The 14,396-nt window shown below is 69.0% G+C and carries 13 protein-coding genes; 11 read left to right on the plus strand and 2 right to left on the minus strand.

Annotated features, from left to right (window positions below):
- The first annotated feature begins 150 nt into the window (after window positions 1-150).
- The 11 genes from AC2VOK_RS12120 (at window position 151) to proB (ending at window position 13,658) form a co-directional block, all read left to right on the plus strand.
- Window positions 151-720 carry a transglycosylase family protein gene (locus AC2VOK_RS12120; RefSeq protein WP_428900684.1) on the plus strand — a complete coding sequence of 190 codons (570 nt, stop codon included), beginning with the start codon at window positions 151-153 and terminating at the stop codon, window positions 718-720.
- A 135-nt stretch (window positions 721-855) separates the two neighbouring features.
- On the plus strand, window positions 856-2,115 hold the full coding sequence (locus AC2VOK_RS12125; protein WP_428900685.1) for a saccharopine dehydrogenase family protein: 1,260 nt from the start codon (window positions 856-858) through the stop codon (window positions 2,113-2,115).
- A 74-nt stretch (window positions 2,116-2,189) separates the two neighbouring features.
- Window positions 2,190-4,832 (plus strand): valine--tRNA ligase, encoded by a 2,643-nt coding sequence (locus AC2VOK_RS12130; RefSeq protein WP_428900686.1) that lies wholly within the window; start codon window positions 2,190-2,192, stop codon window positions 4,830-4,832.
- A complete protein-coding gene (folC, locus tag AC2VOK_RS12135; protein ID WP_428900687.1) occupies window positions 4,829-6,277 on the plus strand; it encodes a bifunctional tetrahydrofolate synthase/dihydrofolate synthase in 1,449 nt (482 codons plus the stop codon). The genes AC2VOK_RS12130 and folC overlap by 4 nt, the downstream gene beginning before the upstream one ends.
- The gene (locus tag AC2VOK_RS12140) at window positions 6,274-6,654 is read left to right on the plus strand and encodes a DUF4233 domain-containing protein (protein ID WP_428900688.1); all 381 of its coding nucleotides are present in this window, start codon (window positions 6,274-6,276) and stop codon (window positions 6,652-6,654) included. The genes folC and AC2VOK_RS12140 overlap by 4 nt, the downstream gene beginning before the upstream one ends.
- Window positions 6,655-6,683: 29 nt before the next feature.
- On the plus strand, window positions 6,684-7,094 hold the full coding sequence (ndk, locus tag AC2VOK_RS12145; protein ID WP_428900695.1) for a nucleoside-diphosphate kinase: 411 nt from the start codon (window positions 6,684-6,686) through the stop codon (window positions 7,092-7,094).
- 295 nt (window positions 7,095-7,389) lie between these two features.
- On the plus strand, window positions 7,390-10,170 hold the full coding sequence (gene rne, locus AC2VOK_RS12150) for a ribonuclease E (RefSeq protein ID WP_428900689.1): 2,781 nt from the start codon (window positions 7,390-7,392) through the stop codon (window positions 10,168-10,170).
- Window positions 10,171-10,378: 208 nt separating this feature from the next.
- Window positions 10,379-10,690, plus strand: a complete 312-nt coding sequence (gene rplU / locus AC2VOK_RS12155; RefSeq protein WP_421530260.1) for a 50S ribosomal protein L21 — start codon at window positions 10,379-10,381, stop codon at window positions 10,688-10,690.
- 14 nt (window positions 10,691-10,704) lie between these two features.
- A complete protein-coding gene (gene rpmA, locus AC2VOK_RS12160) occupies window positions 10,705-10,959 on the plus strand; it encodes a 50S ribosomal protein L27 (protein WP_428900690.1) in 255 nt (84 codons plus the stop codon).
- A gap of 126 nt (window positions 10,960-11,085) precedes the next feature.
- Window positions 11,086-12,534: a GTPase ObgE gene (obgE, locus tag AC2VOK_RS12165; RefSeq protein ID WP_428900691.1), complete on the plus strand. Its 1,449-nt coding sequence runs from the start codon at window positions 11,086-11,088 to the stop codon at window positions 12,532-12,534.
- Entirely contained in the window at window positions 12,531-13,658 is a 1,128-nt protein-coding gene (gene proB, locus AC2VOK_RS12170) for a glutamate 5-kinase (protein ID WP_428900692.1), read from the plus strand. The genes obgE and proB overlap by 4 nt, the downstream gene beginning before the upstream one ends.
- On the opposite strand, the gene AC2VOK_RS12175 is transcribed toward proB, so the two are convergent.
- Entirely contained in the window at window positions 13,651-14,070 is a 420-nt protein-coding gene (locus tag AC2VOK_RS12175) for a DUF5313 domain-containing protein (RefSeq protein WP_428900693.1), read from the minus strand. The genes proB and AC2VOK_RS12175 overlap by 8 nt on opposite strands.
- A gap of 20 nt (window positions 14,071-14,090) precedes the next feature.
- On the minus strand, window positions 14,091-14,396 hold a 306-nt coding region (locus AC2VOK_RS12180; RefSeq protein ID WP_428900694.1), incomplete at its 5' end, for a MarR family winged helix-turn-helix transcriptional regulator.

Consider the following 14,396-nt stretch of genomic DNA (forward strand, 5'->3'; position numbering starts at 1 on the left):
GCGGCTGACAGCCCGCAAGGCGCCAGCGAACCCCCGCTGTCGTGCCGAAACGAGACGGCACGCCCCAGAGAGCCACTTCCGTACAGACATGGCACCAAGCCCGCCTCGGTGGGCTTGCTTTGGCGCGCGCAAACCCGAAAGGAACACCTTTTGAAGAACGCCCGCAAGATGCTCATCGCTGCCGCGATCACCGGAACACTCGTCAGCATGTCGTCTGCCCCCACCGCGACCGCGGAGCCTGCCGGCCTGGAACTGAACGGGCCGTCCCCCGCTCCCGCGGGTTTCGACCCGAACCTGCCCCCGCCACCGGACGCCCCGCCGGCTCCGGACGCGCCGCCGCCGGACGCCCCGCCGGCCCCGGATGCGCCGCCGCCCGCCGACTTCGACCCGAACCTGCCGCCGGCGCCGGACGCCCCGCCGGCCCCGGATGCGCCGCCGCCGCCGGACGCCCCGCCGGGACCCGACGTGCCGCCGCCGCCGCAGCGGGCGTACAGCGTGAACTGGGACGCCATCGCACGATGCGAATCGGGGGGGAACTGGGCGATCAACACGGGCAACGGCTACGTCGGCGGTCTGCAGTTCACGCCGAGCACCTGGCGTGCCAACGGCGGAAGTGGCTCCCCGGCCAGCGCGAGTCGCGAGGAGCAGATCCGCGTCGCCGAGAACGTGCTGCATTCGCAGGGCATCGGCGCGTGGCCGGTCTGCGGTCGGCGTGGCTGACAACAGCCGCGGCCGGCGGCTCGAGGACTGACAGCCGTCGAAACGCCATAGGTGAGGAATGCCGGGCCCCGGGCCCGGCATTCCTTGTCGGCGGGGGCCGCCGAAGCGGTCATCGGTCGGGTAGCGTCGGCATCCGTGACCGCAACGCCGCGCGAATTCGACATCGTCGTGTACGGGGCGACCGGCTTCGTCGGGAAGCTGACCGCAGAATATCTGGCGCGAGCCGGCGGAGGTGCCCGCATCGCGCTCGCCGGCAGGTCGACCCAGCGCCTGCGCGCCGTGCGCGACACCCTGGGGGAGTCCGCGCAGTCCTGGGAGCTGCTGGTCGCGGATGCCTCGTCGCCGTCGACGCTCGACGAGATGGCCGCGCGCACGCGGGTGGTCGTCACCACGGTCGGGCCCTACACCCGCTACGGTCTGCCACTCGTGGCCGCCTGCGCCGCGGCGGGCACCGATTACGCAGACCTCACCGGCGAGGCGATGTTCGTCCGCGACAGCATCGACCTGCACCACAAGCAGGCCGCCGACACCGGCGCCCGCATCGTGCATGCCTGCGGGTTCGATTCCGTCCCCTCCGACCTGAGCGTGTACGCGCTGTACCGAGCGGTTCACGGAGCCGGCGCGGGTGAGCTCACTGACACCGATCTCGTGGTGAGGTCGTTCTCCGGGGGGCTGTCCGGCGGCACCATCGCGTCGATGATGGAGGTGCTCAACACCGCCTCCACCGATCCCGACGCCCGCCGCCAGCTCGCGGACCCCTACACGCTGACACCCGATCGTCAGGCCGAACCCGAGCTCGGGCCCCAGCCCGACCTGCCGTGGCGGCGTGGCCGCCAGATCGCGCCGGAACTGGCCGGCCTCTGGACGGCGGGCTTCGTCATGGCGCCCTACAACACGCGGATCGTTCGCCGCAGCAACGCCCTGATGGACTGGGAATACGGTCACCGCTTCCGCTACAGCGAGAGCATGAGCGTGGGATCGTCGCCGGTCGTCTCGCCGCTGGCGTCCGCCGTCGTCACCGGGATGGCCGGCGCCACGTTCGGGTTGGGCAGTCGCTATTTCCGGCTGTTGCCGCGCCGGCTGGTGGAGCGCGTCGCACCCAAGCCGGGGACCGGCCCCAGTGCCGCCGCGCGCGAGCGTGGCTACTACCGGATCGAGACCTACACCACCACCAGCGCCGGAGCCCGGTATGTGGCACGCATGGAACAGCGCGGTGACCCCGGCTACAAGGCGACCTCGGTGTTACTGGGGGAGTGCGGCCTGGCCCTGGCGATGGACCGCGACAAGCTCTCCGAGCTGCGCGGCGTCCTGACGCCCGCGGCCGCGATGGGTGAGGCGCTGCTGGCGCGCCTCCCTGCCGCCGGCGTTTCGCTGCAAACGGATCGACTCGGATAGAGCCCCAGCCCTGTGGTCCGGAGCCCCGTTCGGGCGGCTACAGGCCGGCGCGCGGCGCTTCCTAGAATTGACGGGTGACCGCCAGCCGCAACTCCGTGACCGACCTGCCCAAATCGTGGGACCCCGGGGCGGCTGAGAGCCTGATCTACCAGAAGTGGCTGGATGCCGGCTACTTCACGCCGGACCCCACCAGCACCGGTCCCGGGTACTCGATCGTGCTGCCGCCGCCGAACGTGACCGGCAGCCTGCACATGGGCCACGCGCTGGAACACACCATGATGGACGCCCTGACCCGCCGAAAGCGCATGCAGGGGTATGAGGTGCTGTGGCAGCCGGGCATGGACCACGCGGGCATCGCGACTCAGAGCGTGGTGGAAAAGCGGCTCGCGGTCGACGGCACGACCAAGGAAGGCCTCGGCCGCGAGCTGTTCGTCGAGAAGGTTTGGGACTGGAAGCGCGAGTCGGGCGGCGCCATCGGCGCCCAGATGCGCCGCCTCGGCGACGGCGTGGACTGGAGCCGCGACCGGTTCACCATGGACGAGGGCCTGTCGCGGGCGGTGCGGACCATCTTCAAGCGGCTCTACGACGCCGGGCTGATCTACCGGGCCGAACGGCTGGTCAACTGGTCGCCGGTGCTGCAGACGGCGATTTCGGACCTCGAAGTCAACTATCTCGACGTCGAGGGCGAGCTGGTGTCGTTCCGGTACGGCTCGCCGGACGACTCGAAACCCCACATCGTGGTCGCCACCACCCGGGTCGAGACGATGCTGGGTGACACCGCGATCGCGGTCCATCCTGACGACGAGCGCTACCGCCACCTGGTCGGCACCCAGCTGCCGCACCCCTTCGTGGACCGGCAACTCATCGTCGTCGCCGACGAGCATGTGGACCCCGAATTCGGTACCGGCGCCGTCAAAGTCACTCCCGCGCACGACGCGAACGACTTCGAGATCGGGCTGCGGCACGAGTTGCCGATGATCACCATCCTGGACACCAGTGGCCGGATCACCGGTACCGGAACACAATTCGACGGCATGGATCGCTTCGAAGCGCGCGTCGCGGTGCGGGAAGCGCTGGCGGCCCAGGGTCGGGTCGTCGAGGAGAAGCGCCCCTATCTGCACAGCGTCGGGCATTCCGAGCGCAGCGGCGAGCCGATCGAGCCGCGCCTGTCGCTGCAGTGGTGGGTCCGGGTCGAATCGCTGGCCAAGGCCGCCGGCGATGCGGTCCGCAACGGCGACACCGTGATCCATCCGGCCAGCCTGGAGCCGCGCTGGTTCGCCTGGGTGGACGGCATGCACGACTGGTGCATCTCGCGGCAGCTGTGGTGGGGGCACCGCATACCGATCTGGTACGGGCCCGACGGCGAGCAGGTGTGTGTCGGTCCCGACGAGACATCCCCGGAGGGCTGGGAACAGGACCCCGACGTGCTGGACACCTGGTTCTCGTCGGCGCTGTGGCCGTTCTCCACGCTGGGCTGGCCGGAGAAGACCCCGGAGCTGGAAAAGTTCTATCCGACAAGCGTTCTGGTGACCGGATACGACATCCTGTTCTTCTGGGTGGCCCGGATGATGATGTTCGGCACCTTCGTCGGCGGCGACGACGTCCTCACCCTCGGTGGCCGCCGCGGACCGCAGGTGCCGTTCACCGACGTCTTCCTGCACGGCCTGATCCGCGACGAAGCCGGGCGAAAGATGAGCAAGTCCAAGGGCAACGTCATCGATCCGCTGGACTGGGTGGAGAAGTTCGGGGCCGACGCGCTGCGGTTCACGCTGGCCCGCGGCGCCAGCCCCGGCGGCGACCTGGCCGTCGGAGAAGATGCCGTACGGGCCTCGCGCAGCTTCGTCACCAAGTTGTTCAACGCCACCCGGTTTGCGCTACTCAACGGCGCCAACCCGGCTCCGCTGCCGGACCCGGCCGACCTCACCGACACCGACCGCTGGATCTTGGGACGGCTGGAGGAGGTTCGCGCCGAGGTGGATTCGGCGTTCGACGGCTACGAGTTCGGCCGGGCCTGCGAGGCGCTCTATCACTTCACCTGGGACGAATTCTGCGACTGGTACGTCGAGTGGGCGAAGGTGCAGCTTGCCAACGGCCTCACGCATACCACCGCCGTGCTGGCCGCGGTGCTCGATACGCTGCTGCGACTGCTGCATCCGGTGATCCCGTTCGTCACCGAGGCGCTGTGGCAGGCCCTGACCAACCGGGAGTCGCTGGTGATTGCCGAGTGGCCGCAGCCCTCGGGTATCGCCCTGGATCCGATTGCGGCGCAACGGATCGGCGACAGGCAGAAACTCGTCACCGAAATCCGGCGGTTCCGCAGCGATCAGGGTCTGGCGGATCGGCAGAAGGTTCCGGCCCGCTTGGCCGGTGGCGGAGACCTGAGCGCGGAAGTGCGGGCCGTGACCTCGCTGACCCCGCCCGGTCCCGGGTTCAGTCCCTCGGCGTCACTCGAGGTTTCGCTGGGCTCCGGCATGGAAGACGTCCACGTCGTCGAACTCGACACCTCCGGCACCATCGACGTCGCCGCCGAGCGCCGGCGCCTCGAAAAGGATCTGGCCGCAGCGCAAAAGGAGCTTGCCTCAACCGCCGCGAAACTGCAGAACGCCGAGTTCCTCGCCAAAGCCCCGCAGAACGTCGTCGACAAGATCCGCGACCGCGAGCGGGTGGCCGGTGAGGAAGCCGAGCGGATTACCGCTCGGCTGGCCGGGCTGCAATGACGGAACAGCCCGAGTGGGTACCGGCCGGCGACGCGGCGCCCACCCCGGACGAGATCGCGTCGCTGTGGCAGGTGGAGCACCTGCTGGACCAACGCTGGCCGGAGACGAAGATCGAACCGAGCCTGACCCGGATCAGCGCGCTGTTGGACCTGCTGGGTTCGCCGCAGAAGAGCTACCCGTCGATCCACATCGCGGGCACCAACGGCAAAACCTCGGTGGCGCGCATGGTCGACGCCCTGCTGACCGCGCTGCAGCAGCGCACCGGCCGCACCACCAGCCCGCACCTGCAGTCGGCGGTCGAACGCATCGCCATCGACGGCAAGCCGATCAGCCCGGCGCAGTACGTGGCGACCTACCGGGAGATCGAGCCGTACGTCCAGATGGTCGACACACAGTCCCAGTCCACCGGTGGTCCGGCCATGAGCAAGTTCGAGGTGCTCACCGCCATGGCGTTCGCCGCATTCGCGGATGCGCCGGTCGAGGTCGCGGTGATCGAGGTGGGCATGGGTGGTCGTTGGGACGCCACCAACGTGATCGACGCTCCGGTGGCGGTGATCACCCCGATCGGCATCGACCACGTCGAATATCTCGGTGACGACATCGCTGCGATCGCAGGGGAGAAGGCGGGCATCATCATCCGGGCACCCGACGGGGCGCCGGACACCGTCGCGATCATCGCCCGTCAGGTTCCCGACGCGATGGAGGTGTTGCTGGCCCAGACTGTGCGGGCCGATGCCGCCGTGGCCCGGGAGGACTCCGAGTTCGCGGTGCTGGGTCGCCAGGTCGCCGTCGGCGGGCAGATGCTGCAGATACAGGGGCTGGGCGGAGTGTATTCCGACGTCTACCTGCCGCTGCACGGCGAGCACCAGGCCCACAACGCCGCGGTGGCGCTCGCCGCGGTGGAGGCCTTCTTCGGCGCCGGCGCGCAGCGTCAGCTCGACATCGACGCTGTCCGGGCAGGGTTCGCCGCCGTCACCAGCCCGGGCCGCCTGGAACGCCTGCGCAGCGCGCCCACGGTGTTCATCGATGCCGCGCACAATCCGGCCGGTGCCGCCGCGCTGGCGCGGAGTCTGGACGGCGAGTTCGACTTCCGCTATCTGGTCGGTGTGCTCAGCGTGCTGGCCGACAAGGACGTGGACGGCATCCTCGCCGCGCTGGAGCCGGCGTTCGATTCCGTCGTCGTGACCCACAATGGGTCGCCGCGCGCTGTGGATGTCGAGTCGCTGGCGTCGGCGGCGCGTCAGGCGTTCGGGCCGGATCGGGTGGTGACCGCCGCGAACCTGCGCGATGCCATCGACGTCGCCACCGCCCTGGTCGACGACGCCTCCTCGGGGGGGGAGGCGCGGGGCGAAGGCGAGGCGTTCTCCGGCACGGGGATCGTCGTCACCGGCTCGGTCGTCACGGCCGGGGCCGCGCGGACCCTGTTCGGGCGTGATCCTGAATGACCGGGCAGGCCCCCCCCAACCCACAGCCCGACCCGTGGAAGGGACTCAGCGCGGTGATGGCCGCGACGCTGATCCTGGAGTCGATCGTGGTCCTGCTGGCGATACCGGTCGTCGGCATGGTCGGGACCGGGTTCACTGCGGTGTCGCTGGGATACCTGGTCGGACTGGCGGCGCTGCTGGTGCTGCTCGCCGGGGTGCAGCGCCGGCCCTGGGCGATCTGGGCCGATCTCGGCGTACAGGTGGTGCTGGTCGGCGGCGTCCTCGTCTACCCGGGGATCGGGTTCATCGGGGTGGTTTTTGCCGGCGTATGGGCGCTGATCGCCTATTTGCGAGCCGAGGTGCGGCGGCGGCAGACCCGCGGGCTGCCGCCGCAGTGATCGTCTCCTCGCTCTGTACGATCTGCAAAGTGACCGAACGGACCCTGGTACTGATCAAGCCCGACGGCGTCGAACGGCGGTTGGTCGGCGAGATCCTCAACCGCATCGAGCGAAAAGGCCTCACCATCGCGGCACTCGAGCTTCGCTGTATCGACAAGGAGCTGGCCGCCCGGCATTACGCCGAGCACGAAGGCAAACCCTTCTTCGGCGCTTTGCTTGAATTCATCACCTCCGGACCGGTGGTGGCCGCACTCGTGGAAGGACCGCGGGCAGTCGCCGCGTTTCGCCAACTCGCCGGTGGCACCGATCCGGTGGACAAGGCCACGCCGGGCACGATCCGGGGCGATTTCGGTCTGGAAACGCAGTTCAACCTGGTTCATGGCTCGGATTCGGCCGATTCGGCCACACGCGAGATAGCACTCTGGTTTCCCGACGCGTAGCGGTCCGAAAGCTCGGGGGGCACCGGTCCGGCAGCGTGATGTGGGATAGTGACAGAGGGTGAACGTCGCCGGACCGGCGTCAGACACCCGGATGAAGACTTGGACAAGCGCGACAATCGCCCTCGGTGATTTGGCGCTGCCTGTCAGGTCGTCATTCAGCACGGCGTCGAGTGTGTTGGACATCAGCCGCTCGGGGCGAGGCCATTGACAAGTCCGGGAGAAGTGACCCGGGCACATAGCGCAGCCCTCGCGTGGCCGCGTCGCAACGACGCGCCCGGGGGCTTGAGGAGAATACGTGGTAGACGGTGCCCCAACTTCAGAGACATCACGCGGACCGACGCCGCCGGAGGACCTGCCGAACCGGCTGAGGGTTCATCAGCTGGCCCGGGCGCTGGGCACCAGCAACAGGGAGGTGCTCGACGCGCTCGTGGCGCTCGACGGGCAGATGCGCAACGTGCAGTCCGGCGTGGACCGTGAGGACGCGCTGCGGGTACATGAACTGCTCTTCGCCAAGTCCCCGGTGGAGGTGGTGGGATCCACGGAGGAATCACCGTCCCCGCAGGTGCCGGAGGCTGGCGGGAAGGCGGCAGCCGCCGCAAGTACGCAAACGGATGAAACCCTTCTCGACCGTCCGCATTACATGCCCCTGTTCGTCGCACCGCAACTGGTAGAGGCCGACGAAGGCGGCGAAGACGACGAAGGCGATTCGGATGACTCCGACGACAACGACGACGACGAGCAGACCGACAGGCCGGCCAACCGGCGGCGCCGCCGTGGCCGCCGGGGCCGTGGCCGCGGTCGCGGTGAGCAGGGTGGGCTCGACGGCCAAGGCGACTCCGGTGACGACGGGGAGGCCGGTGGCGCCTCAGACTCGGACGGCGACGACGACTCCGAGGACACCGACTCCGGTGATGACGAGAACGGTTCGGCGGAGGGCGGCACCCGCCGCCGCCGCCGCCGGCGGCGCCGCAAATCGGGATCGGGCGATGACAACGACGAGTCTGCGTCGCCCGACGACCCGCCGAACACGGTGGTGCACGAGCGTCCTTCACGCGGCGGCAGGAGCGGCGCCTCCGACGGTTCGGGGAACGGCACTGCCGGCACCGAGATCAAAGGTATCGACGGCTCGACCCGGCTGGAAGCAAAACGGCAACGGCGCCGTGACGGACGCGACGCGGGACGGCGTCGCCCACCGGTACTGACCGAAGCCGAGTTTCTGGCGCGCCGCGAGGCCGTCGAGCGGGTCATGGTGGTGCGTGACCGGGTTCGCGACGAACCGCCGCACCCGGGGGCGCGGTACACACAGATCGCGGTGCTCGAGGACGGGATCCTCGTCGAGCATTTCGTGACGTCGGCTTCGTCGGCGTCGCTGGTGGGCAACATCTACCTCGGAATCGTGCAGAACGTGCTGCCGTCTATGGAGGCGGCCTTCGTCGACATTGGTCGTGGCCGCAACGGCGTGCTCTACGCTGGGGAGGTCAACTGGGAGGCGGCTGGGCTCGGCGGCTCCGACCGCAAGATCGAACAGGCCCTCAAACCCGGTGACTACGTCGTGGTCCAGGTCAGCAAGGACCCGGTCGGACACAAGGGTGCGCGGCTCACCACGCAGGTGTCGCTGGCTGGGCGCTTCCTGGTCTATGTGCCGGGCGCGTCGTCGACGGGGATCAGCCGCAAGCTGCCCGACACGGAGCGCCAGCGGCTCAAGGACATCCTGCGAGAGGTGGTTCCGTCGGACGCCGGGGTCATCATTCGCACCGCGTCCGAGGGCGTCAAAGAGGAGGAGATCCGCAAAGACGTCACGCGTCTTCAGGAACGCTGGAAGCAAATCGAGGCCAAGGCGGTCGAAACCACGCAGAAGGCCGCCGGCGCGGCTGTCGCACTCTACGAAGAGCCCGACGTTCTGGTCAAGGTCATCCGTGACTTGTTCAACGAGGACTTCACCGGCCTGATCGTCTCTGGCGACGAGGCGTGGAAGACCATCAACGAGTATGTCGACTCCGTTGCGCCCGAACTGGTTTCGAAGCTGACCCAATATGAGCCCGCCAGCGCCGAGGGCCCGGACGTCTTTGCGGTGCATCGCATCGACGAGCAGCTTGCCAAGGCGATGGACCGGAAGGTGTGGCTACCCTCGGGCGGCACACTGGTGATCGACCGCACTGAGGCGATGACGGTGATCGACGTCAACACCGGTAAATTCACCGGCTCCGGAGGCAACCTCGAGCAGACGGTCACCAAGAACAACCTGGAGGCGGCCGAGGAGATCGTCCGCCAACTGCGGTTGCGCGACGTCGGCGGCATCGTGGTCATCGACTTCATCGACATGGTGCTCGAGTCCAACCGCGACCTTGTGCTGCGCCGGCTGACCGAAGCGCTGGCCCGAGACCGCACCCGCCACCAGGTGTCCGAGGTGACCTCCCTGGGCTTGGTGCAGCTGACCCGCAAGCGGTTGGGAACCGGGCTCGTCGAGGCGTTCTCCAGCTCCTGCCCGCACTGCGGTGGCCGGGGCATCCTGCTGCATGCCGATCCGGTCGACTCGGCGCCACCGAACGGCCGCAAATCCGAACCCGGCGGTCGGCGGGGCAAACGATCGAAGAAGAACCGGTCCGAAGAGCCCGCCGGACAGCCCGCTGTGGCCAAGGTGCCCGTGCACGCTCCCGGTGAGCATCCGATGTTCAAGGCGATGGCGGCGGGGTCCTCGACCGGTGCTGCGCGCGACGACGACGAATCCGACGAGTCCGGCGACGAACTCGACGGAGATGCCGAGGAGCAGGGCGCGTCCGGCCCGGAAGACATGGACCAGGAGGACTTCGACGGCGACGGCGACGACGACGGCGACGACGAAGGCCTCGACGACGAGGACGACGAGGACGACGAGGAGGAGGAGGACCTCGACGAGGAGGAGGACCTCGGCGGCGACGACGATCTCGACATGGACGACGAAGACGAGGATCTGGACTCCGCCGACGCCGACGCGGGGTCGGACCCCGACGACGATGACACCGCGTGGGGTGCCGGCCAGCCACGCCGGCGCCGCGCGGGGGGCCGCCCGGCCAGCCCGCCGATCCAGCTGGACTGAACGGGAAAGTGCGTCCGGTTTGACCCTGTAGCCGCTGGTCACGTAACCTTGGGCAGTTGTCGCGGGGCGGGGCGGGCAGACCGGCCCCGCTTGAGCGGTCCTTCCGGGCGATCGGCACGGACCCGCACCCCAGACCCACCACGCACGCCGCCGGTGGCATGCGCGCGAAGCGTTTCTGAGCAGAGGCGAGAAAGAGGCAGGAGCAACGATGGCGACGTACGCAATCGTCAAGACGGGCGGCAAGCAGTACAAGGTCGCCGTCGGGGATGTGGTCAAGGTCGAGAAACTCGAGTCCGAGCCAGGCGCCCAGGTGTCTCTGCCGGTCGCCCTCGTGGTCGACGGCGCCACCGTCACCACCGACGCCGCTGAGCTCGCCAACGTCGCGGTGACCGGCGAGGTGCTCGAGCACACCAAGGGTCCCAAGATCCGTATCCACAAGTTCAAGAACAAGACCGGCTACCACAAGCGCCAGGGGCACCGTCAGCAGCTGACGGTCCTCAAGGTCACCGGAATCAAATAGCGAAGGCGGCAGTCATGGCACACAAGAAGGGTGCATCCAGCTCACGCAACGGCCGCGACTCACAAGCTCAGCGGCTGGGCGTCAAGCGGTTCGGCGGCCAGGTCGTCCGGGCTGGCGAAATCTTGGTCCGCCAGCGCGGCACCAAGTTCCACCCGGGCGTCAACGTGGGGCGTGGCGGCGACGACACGCTGTTCGCCAAGGAGTCCGGCGCGGTCGAGTTCGGGGTCAAGCGCGGCCGCAAAACGGTCAGCATCGTGGTGGAGGCCTAGCGGGCGGACGCCTGGCTTTCCCGGGCAGCCGGTACGCGAAATCGATTTTCGCAGAAAGTCACTCGCACGTGTGCGAAACGTCGGTCTCGGATCAACCGGTTGCTGGGGTAGGTGAGAGGATCTTCGATGCCCCGGTTTGTCGATCGTGTCGTCGTCCACACGCGGGCGGGCTCGGGCGGTAACGGCTGCGCGTCGGTCCGCCGCGAGAAATTCAAGCCGCTGGGTGGTCCAGACGGCGGTAACGGTGGCCGCGGCGGCAGTGTCGTGTTCGTCGTCGACGCCGGCGTCCATACGTTGCTGGATTTCCATTTCCGGCCGCACATCACCGCGCCGTCCGGCAAGCAGGGGATGGGCAGCAACCGGGACGGGGCGGCCGGCGAGGACTTGGAGGTCAAGGTTCCCGACGGCACCGTCGTGCTGGACGAGAACGGACGGCTCCTGGCCGACCTGGTCGGGGTGGGCACCCGTTTCGAGGCGGCCGCCGCCGGCCGCGGCGGTCTGGGAAACGCCGCGCTGGCGTCACGCGCCCGCAAGGCCCCCGGCTTCGCGTTGCTCGGCGAGCCCGGTCAGTCCCGCGACTTGACGCTGGAGCTCAAGACGGTCGCCGACGCCGGGCTGGTCGGGTTCCCGTCGGCCGGGAAATCCTCGCTGGTCTCGGTGATCTCGGCGGCCAAGCCGAAGGTCGCTGACTATCCGTTCACCACGCTGGTCCCCAATCTCGGCGTGGTCTCGGCCGGCGAGCACGCGTTCACCGTCGCCGACGTGCCCGGCCTGATCCCGGGCGCGTCAGCGGGCCGCGGTCTGGGCCTGGACTTCCTGAGGCACATCGAGCGGTGCGCGGTGCTGGTGCACGTGGTGGACTGCGCCACTGCCGAACCGGGTCGCGACCCCGTGTCCGACATCGACGCGCTGGAAGCCGAACTCGCCGCCTACACGCCGACGTTGCAGGGGGACGCTGCGCTCGGCGACCTCGCCGAGCGTCCCCGTGCGGTGGTGCTCAACAAGATCGACGTGCCCGAGGCGCGCGAGCTGGCCGAGTTCGTCCGCGACGAGATCGCCGAGCGGGGCTGGCCCGTGTTCCTGGTGTCCACGGTCACCCGGGAAGGTTTGCCGCCGTTGATCTTCGGGCTGTGGCAGAAGATCTCGGCGTACCGCGACTCCCTGCCGCCCGTCGTGGCGCGCCGGCCGGTGATCCGGCCGGTTCCCGTCGATGACAGCGGCTTCACGGTGGAGTCCGACGGGCATGATGGGTTCGTCGTCACCGGGGCCCGGCCCGAGCGCTGGATCGGCCAGACCAATTTCGACAACGACGAGGCCGTCGGTTATCTCGCCGACCGCTTGGCGCGCCTGGGTGTCGAAGACGAACTACTGCGGCTGGGCGCCCGGCCCGGGTGCGCGGTGACGATCGGCGAGATGACGTTCGACTGGGAGCCGCAAACGCCCGCCGGGCGACAGATGCCCATGTCCGGGAGGGGCACCGACGCGCGACTGGAGCGCACCGGGCGCGTCGGCGCCGACGAACGCAAGGCCGCCCGCCGTCGCCGGCGTGAACACGACCCCGTTGACGGCGCGTGAGCGAGCATCGCGCGGCCATCCGGTCCGCCCGCAGCCTGGTGGTCAAGGTCGGGACCAACGCGCTGACCACACCGTCCGGTGTGTTCGACGCCGGCCGGTTGGCCGGACTGGCCGATGCCATCGAGGCGCGCATGAAGGCCGGTACCGACGTCGTCATCGTGTCTTCGGGAGCCATTGCCGCAGGCATCCGGCCGCTCGGCCTGTCAAGGCGCCCAAAGGATTTGGCAACCAAACAGGCCGCGGCCAGCGTCGGCCAGGTCGCCTTGGTGAGTTCGTGGAGCGCAGCGTTCGGCCGATACGGCCGCACGGTCGGGCAGGTGCTGCTGACCGCGCACGACATCTCGATGCGGGCCCAGCACACCAACGCCCAGCGCACCCTGGACCGGCTGCGGGCCCTGCACGCGGTGGCCATCGTCAACGAGAACGACACGGTTGCCACCAATGAGATCCGGTTCGGCGACAACGACCACCTCTCGGCCCTGGTTGCCCACCTGGTGGGCGCCGACGCGCTGGTGCTGCTGTCCGACGTCGACGGACTCTACGACGCGGACCCCCGTAAGACCGAGAGTGCACGGTTCATCCCGGAGGTGTCCGGTGCGGCGGACCTGGACGGTGTGACCGCCGGCCCGGGCAGCCACCTGGGTACCGGCGGAATGGTGTCGAAGATGTCGTCGGCCTTGCTGGCCGCCGACGCGGGGGTCCCGGTGCTGCTGGCCGCCGCGTCCGATGCAGCCAGCGCGCTCGCCGACGCCTCGCCCGGTACGGTGTTCGCCGCCCGCCCCAATCGCATGTCGGCCCGTCGGTTCTGGGTGCGTTATGCCGCCGAGGCCGGCGGCGCGCTGACCCTCGACGAGGGCGCGGTGCGGGCGGTGGTGGACCAGCGCCGGTCCCTGCTGGCCGCCGGGGTCATCGCGGTGTCGGGGAGGTTCTACGCGGGCGACGTCGTCGAATTGCGCAACCCGGATGCGGCGGTGGTGGCCCGCGGCGTGGTCGCCTACGACGCCTCCGAACTGGCCGCGATGATGGGCCGCTCGACCTCGGTGCTGCCCGACGACATGCGCCGGCCCGCGGTTCACGCCGACGACCTCGTCGTGGTGAACGGCCCTGTCGGACCGATCAGTTGAAGGGGTTGCTGTTGGCCTGCCACGCGGCCGATTCGGGTCGCGGTCCGTAACGGCGGGCGTAGTCGTCGTGCATCTGCGCTTGTTTCTCGTGCTTGAGCGCATCGACGAGGTTCGGGTCGAGGCCGTGCTGCGCCAGCCGGTGCCGACGCCAGACCTTGTTCAGGGCAAGCGAAACCAGCAGGGCCCAGAGGTAGACCGGCACGGTCATCTCGGTGTGCACGTACAGCGAAGCCGGTAGTAGCCAGAACGGGGCAAGGACGACAAGCGGTGGTATCGCCCAGCGGATCATGTGCCGGCGCACGGCGCCTCTGCCCGCCAGGTCGTTGGCGACCCAGGCGCGCATCGAATCAGGCAGGCACCGGCCGTACGAGTAGGCGATGTATTGGAACGGGTTGGGTTTGTCGCTGGCCATCGTGGCTCCTAGGGGGGATTTCAGGACGGTAAAGCTCCGGCGGCCAGGGCCGCGGAGTTGATCCGGGTCAACACCTGGTGCAGGTGGGCAAGTTCGCTTATGTCGACACCCAGACGTGCGACGACTGCGGACGGGACTTCCTGCGCGCGTCGACGCAGGTCTATGCCACGGTCGGTGAGTTCCACCGCGGTGGAACGTTCGTCGGCGGGGTTTCGGCTGCGCGTGATCAGCCCGAGCGCGTCCAGACGTTTGAGCATGGGCGAAAGTGTGGCCGAATCCGACTGGAGAATGGCCGCGATCTCTTTGACCACCAACGGTTTCTGCCG

It is taken from the genome of Mycobacterium sp. TH-M116 (assembly GCF_057473685.1).